22 protein-coding genes and 1 pseudogene are annotated in these 23,230 nt (G+C 69.4%); 14 read left to right on the top strand and 9 right to left on the bottom strand.

What is annotated here, in order from left to right; genetic code table 11:
• The 6 genes from ACUZ2Y_RS24275 to ACUZ2Y_RS24250 form a co-directional block, all read right to left on the bottom strand.
• The gene (locus ACUZ2Y_RS24275) at nucleotides 1-309 is read right to left on the bottom strand and encodes a WXG100 family type VII secretion target (RefSeq protein WP_476322768.1); all 309 of its coding nucleotides are present in this window, start codon (nucleotides 307-309) and stop codon (nucleotides 1-3) included.
• Nucleotides 306-731, bottom strand: a complete 426-nt coding sequence (locus tag ACUZ2Y_RS24270; RefSeq protein ID WP_476322765.1) for a YbaB/EbfC family nucleoid-associated protein — start codon at nucleotides 729-731, stop codon at nucleotides 306-308. Before ACUZ2Y_RS24270 ends, ACUZ2Y_RS24275 begins: the two co-directional genes overlap by 4 nt.
• Nucleotides 732-878: 147 nt before the next feature.
• A complete protein-coding gene (locus ACUZ2Y_RS24265; protein ID WP_476322762.1) occupies nucleotides 879-1,817 on the bottom strand; it encodes a hydroxymethylglutaryl-CoA lyase in 939 nt (312 codons plus the stop codon).
• Complete coding sequence (locus ACUZ2Y_RS24260) at nucleotides 1,817-2,386, bottom strand: PH domain-containing protein (protein ID WP_476322759.1); 570 nt, start codon at nucleotides 2,384-2,386, stop codon at nucleotides 1,817-1,819. The genes ACUZ2Y_RS24265 and ACUZ2Y_RS24260 overlap by 1 nt, the downstream gene beginning before the upstream one ends.
• An 82-nt stretch (nucleotides 2,387-2,468) precedes the next feature.
• Nucleotides 2,469-3,275: a biotin--[acetyl-CoA-carboxylase] ligase gene (locus tag ACUZ2Y_RS24255; RefSeq protein WP_476322756.1), complete on the bottom strand. Its 807-nt coding sequence runs from the start codon at nucleotides 3,273-3,275 to the stop codon at nucleotides 2,469-2,471.
• 49 nt (nucleotides 3,276-3,324) lie between these two features.
• Entirely contained in the window at nucleotides 3,325-4,800 is a 1,476-nt protein-coding gene (locus tag ACUZ2Y_RS24250) for an ATP-binding protein (protein ID WP_476322753.1), read from the bottom strand.
• A 146-nt stretch (nucleotides 4,801-4,946) separates the two neighbouring features.
• Here ACUZ2Y_RS24250 and ACUZ2Y_RS24245 point away from each other — a divergent pair, with 146 nt between their 5' ends.
• The 6 genes and pseudogenes from ACUZ2Y_RS24245 (at nucleotide 4,947) to ACUZ2Y_RS24220 (ending at nucleotide 12,443) form a co-directional block, all read left to right on the top strand.
• Entirely contained in the window at nucleotides 4,947-6,584 is a 1,638-nt protein-coding gene (locus tag ACUZ2Y_RS24245) for an acyl-CoA carboxylase subunit beta (protein ID WP_476322750.1), read from the top strand.
• A gap of 23 nt (nucleotides 6,585-6,607) precedes the next feature.
• Entirely contained in the window at nucleotides 6,608-6,817 is a 210-nt protein-coding gene (locus tag ACUZ2Y_RS24240; protein ID WP_476322747.1) for an acyl-CoA carboxylase epsilon subunit, read from the top strand.
• Between the two features lie 49 nt (nucleotides 6,818-6,866).
• Nucleotides 6,867-8,465, top strand: coding sequence for a DHA2 family efflux MFS transporter permease subunit (locus ACUZ2Y_RS24235; protein WP_476322744.1), 1,599 nt, complete (start codon nucleotides 6,867-6,869; stop codon nucleotides 8,463-8,465).
• A gap of 9 nt (nucleotides 8,466-8,474) precedes the next feature.
• The gene (locus ACUZ2Y_RS24230; protein ID WP_476322741.1) at nucleotides 8,475-10,301 is read left to right on the top strand and encodes a Xaa-Pro dipeptidyl-peptidase; all 1,827 of its coding nucleotides are present in this window, start codon (nucleotides 8,475-8,477) and stop codon (nucleotides 10,299-10,301) included.
• A gap of 10 nt (nucleotides 10,302-10,311) precedes the next feature.
• The gene (locus tag ACUZ2Y_RS24225; protein WP_476322738.1) at nucleotides 10,312-10,959 is read left to right on the top strand and encodes a Maf family protein; all 648 of its coding nucleotides are present in this window, start codon (nucleotides 10,312-10,314) and stop codon (nucleotides 10,957-10,959) included.
• 173 nt (nucleotides 10,960-11,132) lie between these two features.
• Nucleotides 11,133-12,443: pseudogene (locus ACUZ2Y_RS24220) on the top strand (dicarboxylate/amino acid:cation symporter).
• Between the two features lie 118 nt (nucleotides 12,444-12,561).
• Here ACUZ2Y_RS24220 and ACUZ2Y_RS24215 read toward each other — a convergent pair.
• Nucleotides 12,562-13,269, bottom strand: coding sequence for a hypothetical protein (locus ACUZ2Y_RS24215; protein WP_476322735.1), 708 nt, complete (start codon nucleotides 13,267-13,269; stop codon nucleotides 12,562-12,564).
• A gap of 129 nt (nucleotides 13,270-13,398) precedes the next feature.
• Here ACUZ2Y_RS24215 and ACUZ2Y_RS24210 point away from each other — a divergent pair, with 129 nt between their 5' ends.
• From ACUZ2Y_RS24210 to ACUZ2Y_RS24200, 3 genes are all read left to right on the top strand, one after another.
• Nucleotides 13,399-15,183, top strand: coding sequence for an acetyl/propionyl/methylcrotonyl-CoA carboxylase subunit alpha (locus ACUZ2Y_RS24210; protein WP_476322732.1), 1,785 nt, complete (start codon nucleotides 13,399-13,401; stop codon nucleotides 15,181-15,183).
• Nucleotides 15,184-15,305: 122 nt separating this feature from the next.
• Nucleotides 15,306-15,746: a DUF1707 SHOCT-like domain-containing protein gene (locus ACUZ2Y_RS24205; RefSeq protein WP_476322729.1), complete on the top strand. Its 441-nt coding sequence runs from the start codon at nucleotides 15,306-15,308 to the stop codon at nucleotides 15,744-15,746.
• A gap of 11 nt (nucleotides 15,747-15,757) precedes the next feature.
• Nucleotides 15,758-16,345, top strand: coding sequence for an HAD family hydrolase (locus tag ACUZ2Y_RS24200; protein WP_476322726.1), 588 nt, complete (start codon nucleotides 15,758-15,760; stop codon nucleotides 16,343-16,345).
• A gap of 55 nt (nucleotides 16,346-16,400) precedes the next feature.
• Here ACUZ2Y_RS24200 and ACUZ2Y_RS24195 read toward each other — a convergent pair whose 3' ends face one another.
• Entirely contained in the window at nucleotides 16,401-16,760 is a 360-nt protein-coding gene (locus ACUZ2Y_RS24195) for a zinc ribbon domain-containing protein (protein WP_476332046.1), read from the bottom strand.
• A 4-nt stretch (nucleotides 16,761-16,764) separates the two neighbouring features.
• Here ACUZ2Y_RS24195 and ACUZ2Y_RS24190 point away from each other — a divergent pair, with 4 nt between their 5' ends.
• From ACUZ2Y_RS24190 to ACUZ2Y_RS24180, 3 genes are all read left to right on the top strand, one after another.
• A complete protein-coding gene (locus ACUZ2Y_RS24190) occupies nucleotides 16,765-17,286 on the top strand; it encodes a GNAT family N-acetyltransferase (RefSeq protein ID WP_476322723.1) in 522 nt (173 codons plus the stop codon).
• Between the two features lie 133 nt (nucleotides 17,287-17,419).
• On the top strand, nucleotides 17,420-17,770 hold the full coding sequence (locus ACUZ2Y_RS24185; RefSeq protein WP_476322720.1) for a transcriptional regulator: 351 nt from the start codon (nucleotides 17,420-17,422) through the stop codon (nucleotides 17,768-17,770).
• Nucleotides 17,771-17,780: 10 nt separating this feature from the next.
• Nucleotides 17,781-18,968: a PPE domain-containing protein gene (locus ACUZ2Y_RS24180; RefSeq protein WP_476322717.1), complete on the top strand. Its 1,188-nt coding sequence runs from the start codon at nucleotides 17,781-17,783 to the stop codon at nucleotides 18,966-18,968.
• A 9-nt stretch (nucleotides 18,969-18,977) separates the two neighbouring features.
• Here ACUZ2Y_RS24180 and ACUZ2Y_RS24175 read toward each other — a convergent pair whose 3' ends face one another.
• Complete coding sequence (locus tag ACUZ2Y_RS24175; RefSeq protein ID WP_476332044.1) at nucleotides 18,978-20,708, bottom strand: glycerol-3-phosphate dehydrogenase/oxidase; 1,731 nt, start codon at nucleotides 20,706-20,708, stop codon at nucleotides 18,978-18,980.
• Between the two features lie 227 nt (nucleotides 20,709-20,935).
• Here ACUZ2Y_RS24175 and ACUZ2Y_RS24170 point away from each other — a divergent pair, with 227 nt between their 5' ends.
• Complete coding sequence (locus ACUZ2Y_RS24170; RefSeq protein ID WP_476322714.1) at nucleotides 20,936-21,679, top strand: MIP/aquaporin family protein; 744 nt, start codon at nucleotides 20,936-20,938, stop codon at nucleotides 21,677-21,679.
• Nucleotides 21,680-21,707: 28 nt separating this feature from the next.
• Entirely contained in the window at nucleotides 21,708-23,222 is a 1,515-nt protein-coding gene (gene glpK / locus ACUZ2Y_RS24165; protein WP_476322711.1) for a glycerol kinase GlpK, read from the top strand.
• The last annotated feature ends 8 nt before the right edge of the window (nucleotides 23,223-23,230 follow it).

Here is a 23,230-nt window from a genome sequence, read left to right as displayed (position 1 = left end):
CTACAAGCCGAGTCTGCCGACGTTGTCCTGCTCGCCCTCGGCGTAGGCGGTCGCATTGCCGGTGAAGCGTTCGCCGACGTCACCCAGTTTCCCGGCGAGACCACCCAATGCGGTGAGTGTCTCGTCGGCGGGGGCGGCGTGGACGGCGCCGAAGCTCAGGCCGATCGCGTCGGCGCCCCAGCACTCGCCGAGCGCGCCCAGCCGGTCGGCGAGGTCGCGGTGGATGCCGTCGACCCGTTCGGCCAGACCGGCGAACTGGCCCGCGTTGGCGGCGAGTTCGTCGGCGGAGACGCGGAAACCCTCGGTCATGAGCGCCCCGATTCGAGCCAGTGGACGTCCTCGAAACTCTCGTCGTCGATGACGGGGTCCGGTGTGGTCTCCGCCGGGGTGAGGTCGGCGGTGCCCTTGATCAGCGCCTCCGGGTCGGTGCCCGCGGGCAGGACCGGGGCCACGACCTCGCTCATCGCGCGACTCGCCTTGAGGGCGGCGTCGGCCGCGGCGCGGACGATCACGGTGGACAGCTCGTGCGGCCGGTAGGTGCGGTACGCGGTGTCGGCGATCTCCAGGCCGGTCAGCGCGCCCTGCGCCGACACCGTCGCCGTGACCAGCCCGCACGGGCTGGTCGCCGACTCGCTGATGCCGGCGAGCGCGCGGTGCACGCCGGCCAGTTGATCACGACTGCGGCGGTAGTCCGCTAGCAGGTCTTCGACCTGGGCTCGGTGGTCGGCCACCTAAGCCACCTCCGCGTGTAGTCGTCACATTCGCGCGTTTGGACGGTCGGGCGGCGAGCCCGGTTCCCATCCGTTCGGGTGAAACTAGTCCGCCACCCCGGAATTCCAAGTAGTGCGGTCGGATGCGACAGCGGTCCGGGCCGCGGACTAGCGCAGCGCGCGCACGACTCGTGAGGGGCTTGGCCTGCCCAGTCGCTCGGCCATCCACGCGCTGGTGTCGGCGAGCTTGTCCAGGTCGACACCGGTCTCGACGCCGAGGCCGTCGAGCATCCACACGAGGTCCTCGGTGGCGAGGTTGCCGGTCGCGGACTCGGCGTACGGGCAGCCACCGAGGCCGCCCGCGGACGAGTCGACGGTCGTGACGCCGAGGCGCAGCGCGGCCAGGGTGTTGGAGAGCGCCTGGCCGTAGGTGTCGTGGAAGTGCACGGCGACCGCGTCGATCGGGACGCCGTCGAGCGCGACGGCCGCGATCACGGCCTCGACCTGGCCGGGCGTGGCGACGCCGATGGTGTCGCCGAGGGAGAGCTGCGAGCAGCCCATGTCCATCAGCCGCTTGCCGACCGCGGCGACCTGCTTGGGCTCGACCGAGCCCTCCCACGGGTCGCCGAAGCACATCGAGACGTACGCGCGCACGTCCAGGCCCTCGGCGCGGGCGCGAGTGACCACCGGGTCGAACATCGAGAACTGTTCGTCGAGCGAGCGGTTGAGGTTCTTGTTGGCGAAGGTCTCCGTGGCGCTGCCGAAGATCGCGATGTCGCGAACGCCCGCGGCCAACGCGCGGTCGAGGCCGCGTTCGTTGGGCACGAGCACCGGGTAGCGGACACCGTCGACCCGCGACAATCCGGCCAACAGGTCCTCGGCGTCGGCCAGCTGCGGCACCCACTTGGGGTGCACGAAGCTGGTCGCCTCCAGGATCGACAGCCCCGCGGCGGCGAGCCGGTCGAGGAACTCGATCTTGACGTCGACCGGGACGACCGACTGCTCGTTCTGCAGGCCGTCGCGCGCGCCGACCTCCCAGATGGTGACCCTGGCGGGGAGGCCGTCAGCGGGAACGACCGTCGGCAGACCGACCTCGCGCGCGCCCATTACCGGCGTCCGCGGGCGTCGCCCGCGTCGGGGAACTGCTGGGTGGCCTCGAAGCCGGGCGCCCCGGGGCGGTGGAAGTCGTCGTTCGGGTTGTCGTTGACCTCGCGGTAGAGCAGGGTCTGGACCTTCTCGACGTTCGGGATGTCATCGAAGGTCAGCGGGTCCTGCGCGGAGGACTCCATGATCAGCGTGCCGCAGCCGACGATCCGGTCGATCAGGCCGTGCTCGAAGCGGACACTGCTGATCCGCGACAGCGGGATGTCGATGCCGGTGCGGTTGACCACGCCGACGCGGTACATGACGCGGTCGGTGGTGACCACGAAGTGGGTGGTGCGCCAGCGGATGAAGGGCGCGATGAACAGCCATGCGATCAGCAGGACCGCGACCGCGACGATGATGATCTGCGCGATCATCGCCCACGACAGGTCCTGGACCAGGATGGCGCCCCAGATGGCGAGGCCGATCACGACCGCCAGCACCAAGTAGGGAAGCAGCAGCATCTTCCAGTGCGGGTGCTTGTGCAGCACGACGCGCTCGCCGTCGCTGAGCAGGTCGTCCGGATATGCCACGGTGTCCTCCCGATCATCACTGATGACGCGGCTACCGTACCGGCGCGCGGCTCTCACGCGCGCGGAACGCACCAAACTGTCATCATGCGCCGCGAAGGTGCACCACGTCGCCTGCCGAGACCGTTTTCGCCGTGCCCGCCGCGTCCACCACGAGCCTGCCGTCGGCGTCGATGTCGATGGCGATGCCCTGCAGGTCATGACCCTCGGGCATCTCGACGCGGACCCGCTGTCCGAGCGTCGAGCAGTGGCTGCGGTACTCGGTGAGCAGCCCGGAGGCGGCCAGGTCGCCTTGGGCGCCGCGCCAGGAGCGTTCGGCCTCGTCGAAGGCCCGCAGCAGGGCGATGGCGACCTCGGCGCGGTCGGCCGACCCGCCTTCCTCGGCGAGGGAGGTCGCGGGCAGCCCGCCCGGGCCGGGCGGCACGTCGGTGCCCAGCGGTCCGACGTTGAGTCCGATGCCGAGGACCACGGCGGTGTGCTGCCCGCCGTCGACCTCGGCCAGCACGCCGGCGCACTTGCGCATGGACGTGCCCGCGAGCAGGTCGTTCGGCCATTTCAGCGCCGCCGTCACCCCCGCGTGCCGCGCGGCGCGCACCAGCGCGATCCCGGCCACGAGGGCGAGCGAGCCGAAGCGGGCCGGGGGCACACCGTCGGGGCGCAGGAGCACGCTCAGGTAGAGACCGGAGTCCGGCGGCGACACCCACTCGCGGCTGCGCCGACCGCGCCCCGCGGTCTGCGACTCGGCGATCAGGACCGTCCGGTCGGCCGCGTCGGCGGTGGCCAGCAGGTCGGCGTTGGTCGATCCGGTCGTGTCCACCACATCGAGTGCCGCGTACGCGCCCGCGGGCGCGACAAGAGCCGCGCGCAGAGCCTCCGCATCGAGAGCTGCCATGCCGATCAGCGTAGATCCGTTCCCCAGGTCCGGCCTCACGGACGCGCGGTCACACCAGGCCGTAGATGCGATCGAGACCGATGAGCAGGATGCTGTCGTCCGCCTTCGCCATGTCCCGCAACTCTGGGGTGAATCCGACCCCGCTGTAGCAAGCGAGCTTGGTCGACTCGGTGTCCCATCCGCTCGCGGCGAGCAAGTCGCGGGCCTTGGACAGCCGCGCGATGTGGCCGACCCCCATCGTCTCGCCCCACTTCGCCTCGCCGAGCGAGAGGATCCGTCGCGCACCCTGTTCCGGATCGGCCTTGACCACCACGTCTATTTCCAGCTGTGTCCGGTTGCCTGGATCGTTGACGACACCCGCGCCCACCTCCGACGGACGTCCGCCGAACAGGTCGTCGTCCGCCCGCCACGCGAACTCCCGACACAGACCCTCGAAATGCGGCCCCACCACGTTGGACAAGAACGTGGGCCGCACTTGCGACCAGACGCTCTCGCCTCTCATCATTTCCAGGTCGCGCCACCGGTCACGCATCACCGCCTCATGGAAAACGATCAAGGGTTCGGTGATCCGATAGATATTCCGATTCCCTCGAAACAGATCGGGCTCCCGGGAGATCAGGGCACAGTCGTCCAAGACGTTGAGCGGGTGCGTGATCTGATCGGACTTTCGCCCGACGTAGGTGGAGATCTTTCCGTTGGTCGTCTTCCCGGCGGCGATGGCGGCGAGAATCGTGTGGTAGAGCGCCGGGTCCCGGATGTCGGTCTCCTCGGCGAGCAGGTAGCGGGCTTCCCGGAACAAGGCCGTCCTGGGACTCAGCACGGTCCGCAAGACCCACGCGTCGAAGTCCTCGATGCTCGCGGGCACATCGCCACCGGTGAACTCGTCCCGATAGGCGGGGGTACCACCGACGATCGCGTGCACCATCACCGCGAGACGCGGATCGGTGATGCCCCAGAACTCGGCGGCACCGCGGTAGTCGAACGGTTTGACCACCATTTCGAGGCTCGCACGACCGCGCAGCGGCGCTTCGCCGGAGAGGAGCTTCCCCATCACCGACGTCGCCGAACCGCACAGCAGCAGTCGGACCGCGCTGCCGAAGCCGCTGCCGCCCGGACCTAGTTCCCGTTGGATGATCGACGGCAAGCTGGGCGAAGCCCGGACCAGGAAGGGGAACTCGTCGATCACGACTGTGGTCGGTTGGTCCCCGATGCCCGCAAAGAGCTGCCTGATCGCGTCGTTCCAGTCGTCGAAAGGGTCGAAGCGCCGCTCCACGTGCGGGTCGAGCGCCCTCGCGAAGCCACGCAGCGACTCGGCCTCTGTGGCCTCGGTCGCGGCGAAGTAGAGCCCGCCCGTAGCCTCCGCCAGCGATTGCAACAGGAAGCTCTTACCCTGCCGCCGCCTGCCGCTGACCACGCCCATGGTGGCCCGCGGCCGTGGTCCCACCGTCAGCCCACGCGACGCGAACAGGGACAGGCCTTCCCACTCCCAGTCCCGACCGAAGATCCATTCCGGCTTGTCAAGCATGCGGAGATCATACAGAAGTACACTTCCCGGAACTATACTTCTGTATATTTTGCGTTACTCGATGGTCTCGTGCCATCGCCCGGGCGGCGTGATGTCGAATACGCCGAGACCCTCCGACCTGCTCCGGATCGCTAGGCTGCCGCCTCATGAGCAGCGCGACCGAGCCGATCGGAAAAGCCCCGGTGGACGAGCCCGATATCCACACCACGGCGGGCAAGCTCGCGGACCTCTATCGCCGCAATGACGAAGCGGTGCACGCGGGGTCGGCGCGGGCGGTGGAGAAGCAGCACGCCAAGGGCAAGATGACCGCCCGCGAGCGCATCGACATGCTGCTCGACGCGGGTTCGTTCATCGAGCTCGACGAGCTGGCGCGGCACCGGTCGACGAACTTCGGCCTGGAGAAGAACCGCCCCTACGGCGACGGCGTGGTGACCGGCTACGGCACGGTCGACGGCCGCCCGGTGTGCGTGTTCTCCCAGGACGTGACCGTCTTCGGCGGCTCGCTCGGCCAGGTCTACGGCGAGAAGATCGTCAAGGTCATGGACCTGGCGATCAAGACCGGCCGCCCGATCATCGGCATCAACGAGGGCGGTGGCGCGCGCATCCAGGAGGGTGTGGTGTCGCTGGGCCTCTACGGCGAGATCTTCACCCGCAACGTCCGCGCGTCCGGTGTGGTCCCGCAGATCTCGCTGATCATGGGCGCGAACGCGGGCGGGCACGTGTACTCCCCGGCGCTGACAGACTTCATCGTGATGGTCGACCAGACCTCGCAGATGTTCATCACCGGCCCGGACGTGGTCAAGACCGTCACCGGTGAGGAAGTCACCCTCGAGGAGCTTGGCGGCGCGCGCACGCACAACACCAAGTCCGGTGTCGCGCACTACATGGGCGCCGACGAGGAGGACGCGATCTCCTACGTCAAGGAGCTGCTGTCCTTCCTGCCGTCGAACAACCTGTCCGAGGCGCCGCTGTTCCCCGGGTTCGCCGAGGACGGCTCGGTCAACGACAACCTGACCGACACCGACCGCGAGCTCGAGACGCTGATCCCGGACTCCGCGAACCAGCCGTACGACATGCACGAGGTGATCACCCGGGTCGTCGACGACGGCGAGTTCCTGGAGGTCCACCCGCTGTTCGCGCCGAACATCCTGGTCGGCTTCGGCCGGGTCGAGGGGCAGAGCGTCGGCATCGTGGCCAACCAGCCCACCCAGTTCGCCGGCTGCCTGGACATCGACGCCTCGGAGAAGGCCGCCCGGTTCGTCCGCACCTGCGACGCCTTCAACATCCCGGTCCTGACCTTCGTCGACGTGCCGGGCTTCCTCCCGGGCACCGACCAGGAGTGGACCGGCATCATCCGCCGCGGCGCGAAACTCATCTACGCCTACGCCGAGGCGACGGTCCCGAAGATCACGGTCATCACCCGCAAGGCCTACGGCGGCGCGTACGACGTCATGGGGTCCAAGCACCTCGGCGCCGACATGAACCTGGCGTGGCCCACCGCCCAGATCGCCGTCATGGGCGCCTCCGGCGCGTCCAACATCCTGCACCGCAAGACCCTCAAGAATGCTATGGACGCGGGCGAGGACGTCGACGCCCTGCGGGCGAAGCTGGACCGCGAGTACGAGGACACCCTGCTCAACCCGTATGTGGCGGCTGAGCGCGGCTATGTGGACTCGGTCATCCCGCCGTCCTACACCCGCGGCTACGTCGCCCGGTCATTGCGCATGCTGCGCGACAAGCGGGAGACTTTGCCCCCCAAGAAGCACGGCAACATCCCGCTGTAGAGCCATTGACACAGGAGCAGCCCGTGAGCGACCACCCCTTGCTGCGCGTCGTGCGCGGCACCCCGGACGACGTCGAACTGGCCGCCCTGACGGCGGTGGTCGCGGTCGCGGCCACCGCTTCGGGGGAGGAAGAGACCCAGGCGTCGTCGGCGTGGTCGGCCAGGACAACCTCGGTCCGCAGGCAGTTGGACCACGGCCCCGGCGCTTGGCGCGCATCGGGCCTGCCACGCTGATCTGCTTCACTTCCGGGTGAATCGGGCGGCGGGCACTGCGGGAGCGAGCATGGTGAGCACTGAGCGGCGGTCGTGGGTCGCGCTCATGGCGCTGTGTGCCTGTTTCTTCATGGTGATGCTGGATTCCACGATCGTCACCGTGGCCATCCCCGCCATCCTCACCAGCCTCGACGCCAGCCTCAACGAGGTCATCTGGGTCAACAGCGTCTACCTGCTGGCCAACACCGTTCCCCTGCTCCTCACCGGCCGCCTGGGCGACCGGTACGGGCCCAAGCGGGTCCTCATCGTCGGGCTGGTCATCTTCCTTGCCGCCTCCCTCTGGTGTGGGCTCGCGACCTCCGCTGGGTCGTTGATCGCCGCCCGGGCTGTCCAGGGACTTGGGGCAGCGGCGATGACGCCGCAGACGTTGACGTTCATCACCCGGTTGTTCCCGCCGGAGAAGCGGGGGACCCCCATCGCCGTCTGGGGTGCGGTCGCCGGGGTCGCGACGATCACCGGGCCGGTGGTCGGGGGACTGCTTGTCGAGCAGTTCGGGTGGCAGTGGATCTTCCTGCTGAACCTGCCGATCGGCGCCGTGGGGCTTGTCGTCGGGCTGGTGGTGCTTCCCGACTGGCTGCCGAACGGGCGGATCCGGTTCGACACCCTGGGTGCGGTGCTGGCCTCCGCCGGGCTTGGGGCGCTGGTGTTCGGCCTGCAGAACGGCCAGCACTACCACTGGGGCACGGTCATCGGGCCGCTCGGCGTGCTGCACGTGATCGGGATCGGCCTGCTCCTGCTCGGCGGCTTCATCATCTGGCAGCGGCGGATGACCGACGAGCCGCTGGTGCCGCTCGGCCTGTTCGCCAACCCCACCTTCGCCTTCGCCAACCTCACCCACGGCGCGCTCGGGTTCGCCGTCACCGGGATGTTCCTGCCGCTGGTGATCTACGTGCAGTCCGTCCTCGGCCTCGGGCCGGTCGAGTCGAGCCTGCTGTGCGCGCCGATGGCCGTGGCGGCGGGTGCGGCGGCGATCGTGGCGGGGCGCGTCGGTGGGAAGCGCATGATCATGAGTGGGCTGGGCGCGCTCGCGGGCGGGACGGTGCTGATCGCGGCGCTGGCCGAGCCGGACACCGCGCCGATGGTGCTGGTGCCGGGGCTGGTCATCGCGGGCGTCGGGATCGGACTGGTCTACTCGCCGCTGACCGCCGCGGCCACGTTCGGCCTGCCTGGGCCCCTGGTCGGTGCGGCTTCGGGGGTGTTCAACACGTCCCGGCAGGTCGGCGGGGTCCTGGGCAGCGCGACGACCGGGCTGCTGTTGCAGGTCGGGCTCAGCGTGTCCGTGCCGGAGGCGGCCCGGCAGACCGCGAGGTCCCTGCCGCCGCGCTACGTCGAGGAGTTCGTCCGGCGGGTCAGCGACGCGGCCAACACGGCCAGCCAGTTCCGCCAGACCGGCCCGCAGGTGCCCGCCGACTGGTCGCCGTCGATCGCCGCGCGGGTGCGTGACCTCGCGACGGACGCCTACGCCCTAGGGTTCACCAACGCCGCCAAGGCGACCCTCGTGCTGCCCGTCGTCGTGCTGGTCCTCGGCATCCTCTGCGCGGCGGGCATCCAACCCCCAAGTGGTAACGCGAAGAACCTGGACTATCGCCCGGAAGGCGCGACTCCGTAGCGTCGACCCATGACGATCAGGCGATCCCTGCTCACCGTCGCGGCCGCGGTCGGCTCCGTGCTCGTCCCGGTCAGCCCGGCCGTGGCCGAGCCGCTGGAGAGCACGCCGATCTACTCCTACGCCGACGCCGTACGCGAGACAGTCTGGGTCGACACCGGCCTGACCTCGCCGCAGGGCGCGCGGGTGCGGGTCGCCGCCGACATCATCCGGCCGCGCGAGGCGCAGACCGCGGGCGTCAAAGTGCCGGTGATCATGGACGCCAGCCCGTATTACACCTCGCTGGGCCGCGGCAACGAGAGCCAGAAGAAGACCTACGACTCAGCAGGTCGCCCGATCCAGTTCCCTCTCTTCTACGATAACTACTTCGTCCCACGCGGCTACGCGATCGTGTTGGTCGACCTGTCCGGCACCGCGCGCTCCAACGGCTGCGTCGACGTCGGCGGCCGCTCCGAGGTCGCCTCCGGCAAAGCCGTGGTCGACTGGCTCAACGGCCGCGCCACCGGCTACACCTCCGCCACCAGCTCGACGCAGGCGAGCGCGTCCTGGTCGAGCGGCGCCGTCGGCATGATCGGCAAGTCGTGGGACGGCACGATCGCCAACGGGGTCGCGGCGACCGGGGTCGACGGGCTCAAGACCATCGTGCCCATCGGCGCCATCAGCTCTTGGTACGACTACTACCGGGCACACGGCGCGACCCTGACCATGGGCACACCGTCCGCACTCGCCTCGCGCGTGGAGAACTCGGCCGCGGCGAACAACTGCGCCACCGTGAAGTCCACTTTGGACAACGGCTCGCCGTCGAGTGGTGACATGACGGCGATGTGGCGCGAGCGCGACTACGTGCCCAACGCGGCGAACGTCAAGGCGAGCGTGTTCGTCGTGCACGGCGTCAACGACCTGAACGTGAAGTCGATCAACTTCGGGCAGTGGTGGAACGCGCTGCCCGCGACCGTCGAGCGCAAGATCTGGCTGACCCAGGCGGGCCACGTCGACCCGTTCGACTTCCGCCGCTCGGTGTGGGTCGACACCCTGCACCGCTGGTTCGACCACTACCTGATGGGCATCGACAACGGCATCCAGAACGAGCCGCGCTCCACCGTCGAGCACCAGCCGGACGTGTGGAAGAACGACGTGAGCTGGCCCGTCGTCACCACCCCGAAGCACCTTTACGCGCACGCGTCGAGCACCGCGGGCGTCGGCGTGCTCAACTCCGCGCCGCCGCCGCCCACCGAGATCCCGGTGTGGGGGCGGTTCACCGACAACCGCACCAGCGAGTACACCTGGATCACCAACCCGACGACGACGTCCTCGGCCCGGCTTATCTACAGCTCGCCCGCGCTCACCGCCGACAACCGGATCTCGGGGACACCACGCATCACGGTCACCGCGACATCGTCGTCCAGCGCCGCGCGGCTGACCGCCGTCCTGGTCGACCTCGGCCCGTCGACGATCCGCAACTACCGGGGTTCCGGCGAGGGCATCACCACGCTGTCCACCCGGTCCTGCTGGGGCGAGAGCGCGACCGGTGACAGCGCCTGCTTCCTCGACACGGCCACCAACAAGACCAGCACCAGCGCCAACATCATCAGCCGCGGCTGGGCCGACCTCGGCCACTACGCGTCGCTGGACTCACGCAAGACACTCTCCCCGAACACGCCCTACAAGATCACCTTCAACCTGGCGAGCACCGACCAGGTCATCCCCGCGGGCCACAAGCTCGCGCTGGTGATCGGCAGCACGGACACCTCCTACATCGGCTCGGCGGGCAACTACCCGAAGATCGCCGTCGACCTGACCAAGACGGTCCTGCAGATCCCGATGACAGGGTCCTTCTAGGCTTACCGGCATGCGCTTCGTCCTGGCCTCCCAGTCCCCCGCCCGCCTCGGCGTGCTCCGCGACGCCGGAATCGAGCCGGTGGTCCGGGTGTCGGGTGTGGACGAGGAGGCGATCGAGGCGTCGCTGCCGGACGCGAAGCCCGACACGGTGGTCGTCGCGCTCGCCGAGGCCAAGGCGCGGGCGGTGCTGGCCGACGTCGTGGCCGAGCACCCGGACGCGCTGATCGTGGGCTGCGACTCGATGCTGCACTTCGACGGGCAGCTGATGGGCAAGCCCGCGACCGTCGACATCGCGCGCGAGCGGTGGGGCCGGATGGCGGGCAGCACCGGCGACCTGATGACCGGGCACGCCGTCCTGCGGGTCGAGGGCGGCGAGGTCACCGCGACCGCGACCGGCACCGAGAGCACCGTGGTGCGCTTCGGCAAGCCGACCGAACGCGAACTGGAGGCCTACCTCGCCTCCGGTGAGCCGCTGCGGGTCGCGGGCGCGTTCACCCTCGACGGGCGCGGCGGCTGGTTCGTCGACGGCATCGAGGGCGACTCGTCCGGGGTGATCGGGATCAGCCTGCCGCTGATGCGCCGACTGCTCAACGAGGTCGGCCTCAGTGTCGTCGACTTCTGGAGTGCTCCCACTGTGCCGCCTCCCCGGAATTTTTGAGCCTGGTCACCTGGGGAGCGAACGTCCGGGAATGTTGGTGACCGTGGTCGGCTTGCGTCACGGTGCCCCTTGGCAGCGGTTGGTCGTCGGTCAGGGCAGTCGCAGAGCAGGACGGACGGCGCGCTGATCCAGCCGTTTGCCCAGCCTGCCCTGTCTCTTCTTGGAGTTTCCGCATGTCCACGCCCAAGTCCCGGAGTTCACGCAACTTCGGCATCGCCGTCCTCGCCGGGCTCGTCCTCGGCGCGTTACTCGGGTTCGTCGCCAAGCAGACCGACACGGCCTGGCTGACCACCACGCTCAAGACCATCGGCGACGTCTTCACCAGCCTGCTGCAGTTCACCGTGATCCCGTTGGTGTTCACCGCGATCGTCGTGGGCGTCACCAGCCTTCGCGGCCTCGGCGGCGCGCGCACCGCCGCCCGCCTCGGCGGCAAGACGCTGCTCTGGTTCGGTGCGACCTCGCTGATCGCCGTGCTCATCGGCATCGCCGTCGGCCTGATCGGCGGCGCGGGCAAGGGCGTCGACGTCGAGCCGAGCGCCAGCGCGGTGGACAAACTCGCCACCCGCGACCACGGCGACTGGCTGACCGTCCTGAATGGACTTGTGCCGAGCAACCTGTTCTCCGCCTTCACCGAGGGCGAGGTGCTGCAGGTCGTGTTCGTCGCGGTCCTGGTCGGCATCGCCGCCTACAGCCTGGGTGAGCGCGCAGCGCCGTTCGTGGCGTTCAACAAGGCGATCTTCGACACGTCCGCCTCCCCGGAATTTTGAAGCCTGGTCACCGATGGAGCGAACGTCCGGGAAGTTGGTAACCGTGGCCGGCTTCCGTCACGGTGCCCCTTAGCACCGGTCGGTCGTCGTTCAAGTTCAAACCGCTGCTGTCGCTGATCGCCTCGGTCTATGTGGCCGCCCTCGCCGTGGGCGGCCAGTACATTGTGATTCGGCTCGCAAGGAACTCGCCCTGCTCTGACCGTCGATCGACTGGTGCTAAGGGGCACCGTGACGGAAGCCGGCCACGGTTACCAACTTCCCGGACGTTCGCTCCATCGGTGACCAGGCTTCAAAATTCCGGGGTGGCGGAACAGTGGCTGCGCCGCGCTGTACCCGGCGATCGCGACGATCTTCATCGCGAACCTGTTCGGGATCTCGCTCAGCGGATGGCAGTACGTCGGCATCGTGGCGGTGGCCGTGTTCGGCGCGTTCGCCACGGCGGGCACCACCGGCTGGTTCACCATGCTGACACTGACGCTGGGCACGATCGGCCTGCCGCCGGAGGTCATCGCGACCGGCGTCGCCATCGTCTACGGCATCGACCCCATCCTCGACATGATCCGCACGGCCACCAACGTAGCCGGCCAAATCACCGTCCCCGTCCTGGTAGCCCGCCACGAGGGCCTACTCGACGACGAGATCCTCGCCGCCCCGTCCGCCCCGCCCCTGCTCGACGCCCCAGAGCCGACCCCGGCAAAGGAACCCGCCCTCGTCTGACCGTCGAACTCACTCGCCCGAACGTCGAACTCACTTGCCGGAAGGGGCGACTCGCGATGATCCGCGAGTCGCCCCTTCCGGCGAACGAGTCGCCCGCTCAGGCAAGTGAGTTCGACATTCAGGGGCAGTCGCGGAGCTGGGCCGACGGGAAGGCGACCTGGGGGTAGCCGGGGAGTTGCTCCAGGCGGGTGTAGGTGCGGGTGCAGCCGATCTCCTGGCCGCTGAGGCCGAAGACCTGGGCGTACACCGGGCGTTTGTCGCAGACCTGGTTGCCCTTGCAGTCGTACTGGGCGGCGATGACCTCCGGCGAGGAGTCGCTGACCACGTTGTTGAGGACCAGCAGACCGGCCGACGACAGGTAGGCGCGCTCCTGGGCGTTCCACTTGTCCGAGCGGCCGACGACGACCTGCCCCGTCATGCCGTCCGGGCCCTCGCCGCGGATCAGGCACGCCGACGCGGAACCGGGCACGCACTGCAGCGAGGTCGGGGTGAGCGTCACACCCAGGTCGGTGACTGTCGTCTCGATCACCTGGCTGGCTGACGGTCCGCCGATGCGCAATCGCCCCGAAGTGGCACCGGCGTCGGCGATCAGCTCGACGAAAGTGCCCGCAACGGTGGTCGACGCGAGCACCTGGCAGGGCTCGCGCAGGCACCCGGACAGGCCCACGCCCGCGGTCGTCGGCGGGGCGGAAACACTGGTCGACAGGGGTGTCGCCACCCGCTGTGACCTGGCCTTGAGGACCGCGGCGCCGGCCAGGGCGGCGGCGGTCACCACACCGCAGAGCAGCGCCGTCACCACCACCGAGCGGGGCGTCCGTCGGGCCATGGCGCTGTCACCTCCTGGGGTGCGGTGGGAACTGGGCACAGTATCCACACACATGTGGGGTTGCTCTCGGTTCACTAATGGCTTTGGGTCCGTAAACTCCCCCCAAGCCCGCGAACTAGGAGGAACGGCGTGCCCGAGTCGGCAAAGACGCTGAGCAAGGTTCTCATTGCCAATCGCGGCGAGATCGCTGTCCGCGTTATTCGCGCCTGCCAGGACGCCGGTCTGGGCAGTGTGGCCGTCTACGCCGAGCCCGACCGGGACGCCCCGTTCGTGCGGCTGGCCGACGAGGCCTTCGCGCTGGGCGGCAACACTCCCGGTGAGAGCTACCTGTCCTTCGACAAGCTGCTCGACGTGGCGAAGCGCTCCGGCGCCGACTCCGTGCACCCCGGCTACGGCTTCCTTTCGGAGAACGCCGAGTTCGCCCAGGCGGTGCTCGACGCGGGTCTGATCTGGATCGGACCGACCCCGCAGGCCATCCGCGACCTCGGCGACAAGGTGACCGCGCGGCACATCGCGATGCGCGCGGGCGCGCCGCTGGTGCCCGGCACCAAGGAGCCGGTCGGCGGCGCCGAGGAGATCGTCGCGTTCGCCGAGGAGCACGGTCTCCCGGTCGCGATCAAGGCCGCGTTCGGCGGCGGGGGGCGTGGCCTGAAGGTGGCCCGCACGATCGAGGAGATCCCCGAGCTGTTCGACTCGGCGGTCCGCGAGGCCGTAACCGCCTTCGGCCGCGGCGAGTGCTTCGTCGAGCGCTACCTGGACAAGCCCCGGCACGTCGAGGCCCAGGTGCTCGCCGACGAGCACGGCAACGTGGTCGTCGTCGGCACCCGCGACTGCTCGCTGCAGCGCCGCCACCAGAAGCTGGTCGAGGAGGCCCCGGCCCCGTTCCTGACCGACAGCCAGCGCGCCGAGATCCACTCGTCGGCGAAGGCCATCTGCAAGGAAGCCGGTTACTCCGGCGCGGGCACGGTGGAGTACCTGGTCGGCACGGACGGCACCATCTCGTTCCTCGAGGTCAACACCCGACTGCAGGTCGAGCACCCGGTTTCCGAGGAGACCGCGGGCGTCGACCTGGTCCGCGAGCAGTTCCGCATCGCCGCCGGTGAGAAGCTCCGCTTCCAAGAAGATCCAGTCCCGCGCGGCCACTCGATCGAGTTCCGCATCAACGGTGAGGACGCGGGCCGCGGCTTCCTGCCCGCCCCGGGAACCGTCACCAAGTTCATCTCCCCCGAGGGCCCCGGCGTCCGCGTCGACGCGGGCGTGGAGTCCGGCACCGTCATCGGCGGCCAGTTCGACTCGCTGCTGGCGAAGATCATCGTCACTGGCGAAAACCGCGACGAGGCGATCGCCCGCGCCCGCCGCGCCCTGGACGAGCTGGTGGTCGAGGGCATGGCCACCGTGACCCCGTTCCACCGCGCGATCGTGCGCGACCCGGCGTTCATCGGTGACGGCAAGACCTTCTTCGTGCACACCCGCTGGATCGAGACCGAGTTCGACAACACCATCGAACCCTTCACCGGCGGCGCGGAAGCAGCCGAGGAAGAGCAGCCCCGGCAGAACGTCGTCGTCGAGGTCGGCGGCAGGCGGCTTGAGGTCTCCCTCCCCGGCACCTTCTCCCTCGGTTCCGGCGGCGGCGCCGGCGCGGCGGCGAAAGCCAAGCCCCGCAAGCGTTCCGGTGGCAAGGGCGGAGCAGCGGCGTCGGGCGACTCGGTCACCGCGCCGATGCAGGGCACCATCGTGAAGATCGCGGTCGAGGACGGCCAGACCGTCGAAGCGGGCGAGCTCCTGCTGGTGCTTGAGGCGATGAAGATGGAGAACCCGGTCACCGCCCACAAGTCGGGCACCATCACCGGCCTGGGCATCGCGGTCGGCGAGACCGTCACCACCGGCACCGTCATCTGCGAGATCAAGGACTGACACCCGCCGCACCCAGTCACGAAGGCGGGGACCTGCCATTCGGCAGGTCCCCGCTCTCGTTGACGCACCGCGACTGAGAGAGACCTCAGCTAAACACCCAAGCGTGTCCGTAGGATCGACACATGGCCCATGAACCGCAGCCCGAAATGCGCATCGGCGACGCCGAGCGTGAAAACGGCCTGCGCGCGTTGGGCGAGCACATGGCAGCAGGCAGGCTGACCGTCGACGAATACGGCGACCGAAGCGCGAAAGTGGCGACCGCCCGAACTCGCGGCGAGCTGCTATCGCTCTTCACCGATCTCCCCGACCCTCGCCCACGATTCCACGCTCCCCCACCGGCTTTCGCCGCCCCACCCCCGATGCCCATGCCCTACCTGCCCTCGCGCCCCCTAGGCCTGCGCGTCTCATCCGCCCTGGTCCCGATCGCGATCATCGTGGGTGTCGTGATGGCCTTCCGCTTCGGCTTCTTCCCCTTCATCGTGTTGCCCATCCTCGTCGCCGTCCTCGTCAACCGGTCCAACAACGACTGGCGGCGCAGGCATCTCGGTCGGGGCGGGCGCTGAGCGGCCCGGAGTTGCTGCTGCTCGACCTCGACGGGGTCCTGCGCGGATTTCACTCCTTCGACGACGCCGAGTTCGGGCTCGCGGCCGGGTCCGTCGCCGGGACCGCGTTCTCCCCGCAGCTGTTGACCCCAGCCATCACCGGGCTGGTCAGCCACGACCGCTGGCTGGCCACGATCGCGCGTGAGCTCGCGGGCGGTGAGGTGTCCATGTCGACGGCCGCGGCCGCGGTGACGGCCTGGTCGCGGCCGGGGTACGTGATCACGACCGCGTTGGCGCTGGTCCGGGCCGCGCGCGTGCGGTGTCGGGTCGCGTTGCTGACGAACGCCACCACCCGGCTCCCGCACGATATGGCGCTCCTCGGGCTCGACCGGGAGGTGGACGGGGTGATCTCGTCGGCCGAGATCGGTGCGCGCAAACCCGAACCCGAGGCCTACCTGGCCGCCTTGGCCCTGCTCGACGCCACGGCGAGCGCGACGTTGTTCTGCGATGACAGCGAGCCCAATGTGCTGGCGGCGCAGGAGCTCGGGCTCGCCGCGGCCCACGTGCCGGACACCGACTCGTTGCGCACCGCGCTGTCCGTGCATGGGCTGCTCGGCTGAACAGCTAGCTTGACATCCTCCGCGGCCTGAAGACCGGGGATTCCAACAGCAGCAACTACCGCACGAGGAGGAGGTCGCGTTGAGGTTCACGGTTCGTAAGCCCACCCAACGGCGGGCCTCCCCGTGCAGCCACGGCCTGCCCCGACGCGTGTCGAATATTCAATGCCGCGTTCACATCCGCGTTGGCGGCGAGACCGCAGGATCGGCAACGGAAGGCGGCGAGGATCCCTGCTCCAGCAACACCCGCTCCTGGACAGGCGTTGGCTGAAGGCGGAAGTGGGACATGCCGATCAACCTGACGACCACCACCGACAAACCAGGAGAGTGACTTTGAAATCAGACCGGCAGGGGCAGGCGCAGGCCGTCCCGAACTCGATTCCTCCCCGGCGTGAACGCCGAAGCATGCTCGAAACATCCTGGTGACGCGCGTGGAAATGGTGGAGATCAACGCCGGCAAGTACTACCTGAGGGCCTTGCGCGCGGACGACCGCATCGATGACCGGCAGGCCATCATCGAGGGTTTCAGCGACCCGGAAAGCAAGCGCTGGATGTCGCACATCGACATCTCCGACCCGGACCGGGCGCACGCCTACATCACCCGGCGCGCGCAGGGTTGGGCCGAGGAGACGCGGTTCTCGTGGGCCGTGGCCGAGCCGACGACCGGCGACCTGCTCGGCGAGGTGCTGCTCAAGAAGGTCGACTGGGACAACCACACAGCCGAAGCGGGCTGCTGGGCGCACCCGTCGGCCCGGGGCCGCGGCATGACCACCGAGGCGCTCGGCGCGGTCCTGCGCTTCGGCTTCGGCGCGCTCGGGCTGCGTGCGGTCTTCTACAAACACCACCCGGACAACGCGGCGTCGCGTCGGGTCGCCGAGAAGCTCGGCTTCTCCGTGCTCTCCGAAGACGCCGAAAGCTCGGTCCTGGTGCTGCGTAACGCCTGACCGCTCACCAACGGTACCTAGATCGGAACCCAACGGGGTTCCCGCGCGTCCACAACAGGGGTATCGAACAGTCGAATCCGAGTATCGACTCTCGATAAGGTGGACGCAGCACAGGTAGGGACGGGGAGGCGACGTGCCAGACAAGCACGGGCACAACCACAAGGACCTGCTCGATGTCGAACCGAACGCGGTCCCCGCCTTGCGCGGCGCGTTCGTCTCGGCACTGGACCAGGTCGACCGCCAACTCGAACTGGCGGCCACCGAGGTCAGGGTCGCCGCGTGGGCGAACGACCCGGTGAGCCAGGACGCCACCGAGGGGATCAACGCGCTGTCGGTCGACACCGAGACCGCCGCGCTGGAACAGCTGCGCTCGTTCCGCAGGCAGCTGGGGACGGCGGTCGACACGCTCGACAAGATCGCCGAGCAGTACCGCCTGCTGGAAGACGACAACCAGGCGAACGTCAGTCACACCGGCCAGGGCTGAGGGGGACGACATGACCGAGCAGACCAAACGCTGGCGGGGCTTCACCCACGAAGAGCTCTACCGCCTCTTACACGAAGGCCCGGGCGCGCAGGCGTCGGCCGACCCGGGTCGCCGGTGGGCGGAGTTGGCGAGCACGTTGTCCGACGTCGGCCAGGACCTCGCCACCGCGCTCGACAGCTCCGGCGCGAGTTGGACGGGTCGGGCGGCGGGCCGGGCCTCCGAGCGGCTCGCCCCACTGGCCGCCTGGGCGACCACCGCTGGTGAGTCCGCGACCGAGATGCGGGCCGCGGTGGAGAACCAGGGTGACTACGTCGCCAAGGCGCGGGCCGACATGCCCGTGCCCGAGAACATCCCCCAGCAGCAGCCGGACCCCACGATCGCCTCGGCGATCCAGGTCGTCGGCGCGCAGACCGACCCGGAGCCGATCGAGGCCGCCCAGTCGAGCGGCGAGCAGCGGGCGTTCGAGGTGATGGCCGCCTACGAGGAGGCCACCACCGCGAACCTGGCCGCCCTGTCCGTGTTCGAGCAGCCCACGGAGCTGCTTGACAGCGGCCGGGACCGGCACAGCAACCGCGGCCAAGGCATCGGCCTGTCCGCTGTCGCGTCGACCATCGCGTCGGCCGTCGCGGCCGCGCTGCCCTCGGTCGTCGAGAAGCCGCGCGGGCACCATTCCCCGCACGTCCGCGAGGTCCTGGGCGGCAACCAGGGCGTCGTCCTCTCGGGGGCGACGCTGCAAGCCGAACCTGCCCGACGAACTGTGACCCCGGGCATCTCGTCGGGAGCGGCGCCGATGGAGGCGCATCCGGCGATCGGGGCGGCTCCGAGTCCTGGTCACGGCCCTGGTTCGAAGTCCCGGGACGGCCGGAGCTCGGCCCGAGCCACGCCTGCTCTTCCCGCTGCCCCCACGGCGATCGGTGATCTTGCGGGGACACCCGCAGGCCCGATGGCGGGCACGGGTGGCGCGGGTGCCCCCGTCTCACCCACTGGGGCGGCGCCGACGACCGCCGACAAGATGGCGCTGCGGCGGTTCGGGACTGAGGCACTCGGGTCGAGCCAGTGGTTCGCCGACACGGAGTCGACGCCGAGCCGGGATGTCTCCGGCAGGCGGCGTGATCTTGGATCGGTGGAGCAGGTGACGGAGTCGGTTGTGGTGGACGGGGAGGATCACCAGCTGCCGCCCAACGTGATCGGCGGCTGACGCGCCGCCCTAGACCACCGGCTCCACCAGGTGCGGCCGAGCCTCCGGGGCCGCCGAGCGGGTCGCGTCGGCCGCTTGGTCGTCGGGTTGGGTTTGGGAGTCGCGTTCGGCCTCGACGCGGGACAGGTAGACGTCCACCTCGCGGGTCACGTCGTCCGGGGACCAGCCCAGGGTTTCGCCCATCAGCTCCGCGACCTGCCTGGCGCAGTCCACACCCCGGTGCGGGTACTCGATCGAGATGCGGGTGCGCCGGGCCAGCGCGTCCTCCACGTGCAGCGCGCCCTCGTGGCTGGCCGCGTAGACGATCTCCACCTTCAGGTAGTCCGGGGCCGAGTCCAGCGGCTTGAGCAGCTCCGGCCTGCCCGCGCCCAGGTTGAGCACCTCGTGCACCAGCGAGCCGTACCGGTCGAGCAGGTGCCGGACGCGGTAGGGGTGCAGCCCGTGTCGGGCGGCGAGCAGGTCCGCCTGGTTCACCAGCGCGTGGTAGCCGTCGGCACCCAGCAGGGGGACCCGGTCGGTGATGGACGGCTGGAGCCTGCCGGGCAGGTCCACCGAGGCCGCGTTGATCGCGTCAGCCGCCATCACCCGATAGGTCGTGTACTTGCCGCCCGCGATGGCAACCAAGCCCGGCGCCACGCGGGCGACGGCGTGTTCGCGGGAGAGCTTGGAGCTCTCCTCGCTCTCGCCTGCCAGCAGGGGGCGCAGACCGGCGTAGACGCCCTCGATGTCCGCGTGGGTGAGCGGGGTCGCGAGGACGGAGTTGACGTGGTCGAGGATGTAGTCGATGTCGCGCTTGGTCGCGGCCGGGTGGGCGAGGTCGAGGTTCCAGTCGGTGTCGGTGGTGCCGACGATCCAGTGGTTGCGCCACGGGATCACGAACAGCACCGACTTCTCCGTGCGCAGGATCAGCCCGGACTCCGAGACGATCCGGTCGCGCGGGACCACGATGTGCACGCCCTTGCTCGCGCGTACCCGGAAGCGGCCGCGACTGCCCGAGACCCGCTGCAACTCGTCGGTCCAGACGCCGGTGCAGTTGATCACCGCGTTGGCGCTGACGTCCACTTCGCGCCCGTTTTCCACGTCGCGGACGCGGACGCCGCGGACCCGGTCGGCCTCGTGCAGGAAGTCGACGACCTGGGTCGATGTCCTGATCACCGCGCCGTAGTGGGCGGCGGTGCGCGCGACCGTCATGGTGTGGCGGGCGTCGTCGGCTTGGGCGTCGAAGTAGCGGATGCCGCCGATCAGGGCGTTGCGCTTGAGCGCGGGCACCATGCGCAGCGCGCCGGCGCGGCTCAGGTGCTTCTGGCCGGGCACCGAGCGAGCGCCGCCCAGGCTGTCGTAGAGCAGCAATCCAGCCGCCGTGTACGGGCGTTCCCAGATCCGGCGGGTCAGCGGGTACAGGAAGCTGACCGGCTTCACCAGGTGCGGGGCGAGGAGGGTCAGCATCAGCTCGCGTTCGCGCAGGGCTTCGCGGACCAGGCCGAACTCCAGCTGTTCGAGGTAGCGCAGACCGCCGTGGAAGAGCTTGCTCGACCGGCTCGACGTCCCGGACGCCAGGTCGCGGGCCTCGACCAGCGCGACCGTGAGCCCCCGGGTGGCCGCGTCGAGCGCGGCCCCGGCGCCCACGACACCGCCGCCGATGATCACCACGTCGAACGGGTCCGAGCCCAGCCGCTCCCAGGCATGCTCGCGGGCGGCGGCGTCGAGTCTGCCGCCGAAGGGGTCCGAGTCGGCACGAATTTCGGCCGTCCTTGGCTTGCGAGTCGCCACGGTCCGCCTCCCTGATCACGCGGGCAAACACGACCACGATCACGCTACCGCGTCCGGCGCGCTGGGGCATTCGACCGATGGACAGCCACACCGCCCACGGGTAGCGTCCGAACCCCTCAGGGTAGGCATCGCCGCGCCCGTGCCAGGCAACTCGGCTGCCTGCCCCTTCGCTACTTGGAGCGAGAGGGAGATCAGCCATGGACCTCAATTTCGGCGAGATAGTCCTATGGGAATTGATGGGCACGGCAGCGCTGATACTGCTCGGCTGCGGTGTCGTCGCGAACGTGGTGCTCAAGAAGTCGCTCGGTTTCGCGGGCGGCTGGTTGTTGATCACGATCGGGTGGGGTTTCGCGGTGTTCGTCGGCGCGAGCATCGCCAACCCGTCGGGCGCGCACATCAACCCGGCGGTCACGCTCGGGCTGGCCGCGGCGGACAAGCTCGAATGGGACAAGGTTCCCGCCTACCTGATCGGCCAGTTCGTGGGCGCCTTCCTCGGCGCGGTGCTGGCCTGGGCGGCCTACAAACTGCAGTTCGACACCCACGACGAGCCCGCGAACACCCGCGGGATCTTCTCCACCGGCCCGACGGTGCCGAACTACGTGTGGAACCTGGTCACGGAGATCATCGGCACGTTCGTGCTGGTCATCTGGATCCTCACCAGCCCCACCGTGAACACCGAGGATGGCGTGCCGCAGTTCGGCAACTCCGCACTGGGCTACGCGGCCGTGGCGTTCGTCGTCATCGGCATCGGCGCCTCGCTCGGTGGCCCCACCGGCTACGCCATCAACCCGGCCCGCGACCTCGGCCCCCGCATCGCGTACGCGATCCTGCCGATCAAGGGCAAGGGCTCGGCGGACTGGAACTACTCGTGGGTCCCCGTCGTCGGCCCGCTCGTCGGCGCCGTCCTCGCGGGCCTGCTCTCGCAGATCCTGCCTTCCTGATCGATCAGCTACGAAGGGCGAATCACAGATGACCAAGTACGTGGCCGCGATCGACCAGGGCACCACGTCCACCCGCTGCATGATCTTCAGCCACGCGGGTGAGGTGGTCGCGGTCGACCAACGCGAGCACAAGCAGATCTTCCCCAAGGCGGGCTGGGTCGAACACGACCCGAAGGAGGTCTGGGAGAACACCAGGGCGGTCGCGGCGGGCGCGCTCGCCAAAGCCGACCTGCACGCCCCCGACATCGCCGCGGTGGGCATCACCAACCAGCGTGAGACCGCGGTCGTGTGGGACCGCAAAACCGGCGAGCCGGTCTACAACGCGATCGTGTGGCAGGACACCCGGACCGACCGGATCGCCACCGAACTGGGCAACCTCGGCGGCGGCCAGGAGCGCTACCGGGCGAAGACCGGCCTCCCACTGGCGACGTACTTCTCCGGCCCCAAGATCCGCTGGATCCTCGACAACGTCGACGGCGCCCGCGCCAGGGCCGAGGCGGGCGAGCTGATGTTCGGCAACATGGACACCTGGGTGCTGTGGAACATGACCGGCGGCGTCGACGGCGGCGTGCACGTCACCGACCCGACCAACGCCTCCCGGACCCTGCTGATGGACCTGTCGACCCTGCAGTGGGACGCCGACATCGCTTCGGAGATGGGCGTTCCGCTGTCGATGCTGCCGGAGATCCGGTCGTCCTCGGAGGAGTACGGCAAGGTCCGCGAACGCGGCGCGCTCGCGGGTGTCCCCATCGCCGGAATCCTCGGCGACCAGCAGGCGGCCACCTTCGGGCAGGCGTGCCTGTCCCCCGGGGAGGCCAAGAACACTTACGGCACCGGCAACTTCGTCCTCCTCAACACCGGAACCGACCAGGTGATGAGCGAGAACGGTTTGCTCACAACGGTTTGCTACAAGATCGGCACCCAGGCTCCGGTCTACGCGCTCGAAGGGTCGATCGCGGTCACCGGGTCGCTGGTCCAGTGGATCAGGGACAACCTGGGGATGATCAGCTCGGCGGAGGAGATCGAGGAACACGCGCGTACGGTCGAGGACAACGGCGGCTGCTACTTCGTGCCCGCGTTCTCCGGTCTGTTCGCCCCCTACTGGCGCTCCGACGCCCGCGGCGCGATCGTGGGCCTGACCCGGTTCGTCAACAAGGGCCACCTCGCGCGCGCGGTCCTGGAGGCCACGGCGTTCCAGACCCGCGAGGTCATCGACGCCATGAACGCCGACTCCGGGGTGCCGCTGACGGCGCTCAAGGTCGACGGCGGCATGGTCGGCAACGAACTGCTGATGCAGTTCCAGGCCGACATCCTCGGCGTCCCCGTGATCCGCCCGGTCGTCGCGGAGACGACCGCACTGGGCGCGGCGTACGCGGCCGGACTCGCGGTCGGGTTCTGGGAAAGCGAGGACGACATCCGCAAGAACTGGGCCAAGGACAAGGAATGGGCCCCGGCGATGGCGGACGACGCGCGGGAGAAGACGTTCGGGCAGTGGAAGAAAGCGGTGACTCGCACCTTCGACTGGGTCGAGCAGGACGACTGAGTGCCACG

This window comes from Actinokineospora sp. UV203, assembly GCF_056323665.1.
The sequence above is the reverse complement of the archived record's forward strand: the minus strand, read 5'-3'. Positions and strand labels throughout refer to the sequence as shown.

What these genes read in the sequence shown, in the direction of transcription:
- ACUZ2Y_RS24245 (WP_476322750.1), top strand. Translation starts at nt 4,947, where the DNA reads ATGAGCAGCGCGACCGAGCCGATCGGAAAAGCCCCGGTGGACGAGCCC.
- ACUZ2Y_RS24235 (WP_476322744.1), top strand. Translation starts at nt 6,867, where the DNA reads ATGGTGAGCACTGAGCGGCGGTCGTGGGTCGCGCTCATGGCGCTGTGT.
- ACUZ2Y_RS24170 (WP_476322714.1), top strand. Translation starts at nt 20,936, where the DNA reads ATGGACCTCAATTTCGGCGAGATAGTCCTATGGGAATTGATGGGCACG.
- ACUZ2Y_RS24225 (WP_476322738.1), top strand. Translation starts at nt 10,312, where the DNA reads ATGCGCTTCGTCCTGGCCTCCCAGTCCCCCGCCCGCCTCGGCGTGCTC.
- ACUZ2Y_RS24215 (WP_476322735.1), bottom strand. Translation starts at nt 13,269, where the DNA reads ATGGCCCGACGGACGCCCCGCTCGGTGGTGGTGACGGCGCTGCTCTGC.
- ACUZ2Y_RS24275 (WP_476322768.1), bottom strand. Translation starts at nt 309, where the DNA reads ATGACCGAGGGTTTCCGCGTCTCCGCCGACGAACTCGCCGCCAACGCG.
- ACUZ2Y_RS24195 (WP_476332046.1), bottom strand. Translation starts at nt 16,760, where the DNA reads ATGTTTCGAGCATGCTTCGGCGTTCACGCCGGGGAGGAATCGAGTTCG.
- ACUZ2Y_RS24205 (WP_476322729.1), top strand. Translation starts at nt 15,306, where the DNA reads ATGGCCCATGAACCGCAGCCCGAAATGCGCATCGGCGACGCCGAGCGT.
- glpK (WP_476322711.1), top strand. Translation starts at nt 21,708, where the DNA reads ATGACCAAGTACGTGGCCGCGATCGACCAGGGCACCACGTCCACCCGC.
- ACUZ2Y_RS24230 (WP_476322741.1), top strand. Translation starts at nt 8,475, where the DNA reads ATGACGATCAGGCGATCCCTGCTCACCGTCGCGGCCGCGGTCGGCTCC.
- ACUZ2Y_RS24250 (WP_476322753.1), bottom strand. Translation starts at nt 4,800, where the DNA reads ATGCTTGACAAGCCGGAATGGATCTTCGGTCGGGACTGGGAGTGGGAA.
- ACUZ2Y_RS24265 (WP_476322762.1), bottom strand. Translation starts at nt 1,817, where the DNA reads ATGGGCGCGCGCGAGGTCGGTCTGCCGACGGTCGTTCCCGCTGACGGC.
- ACUZ2Y_RS24180 (WP_476322717.1), top strand. Translation starts at nt 17,781, where the DNA reads ATGACCGAGCAGACCAAACGCTGGCGGGGCTTCACCCACGAAGAGCTC.
- ACUZ2Y_RS24255 (WP_476322756.1), bottom strand. Translation starts at nt 3,275, where the DNA reads ATGGCAGCTCTCGATGCGGAGGCTCTGCGCGCGGCTCTTGTCGCGCCC.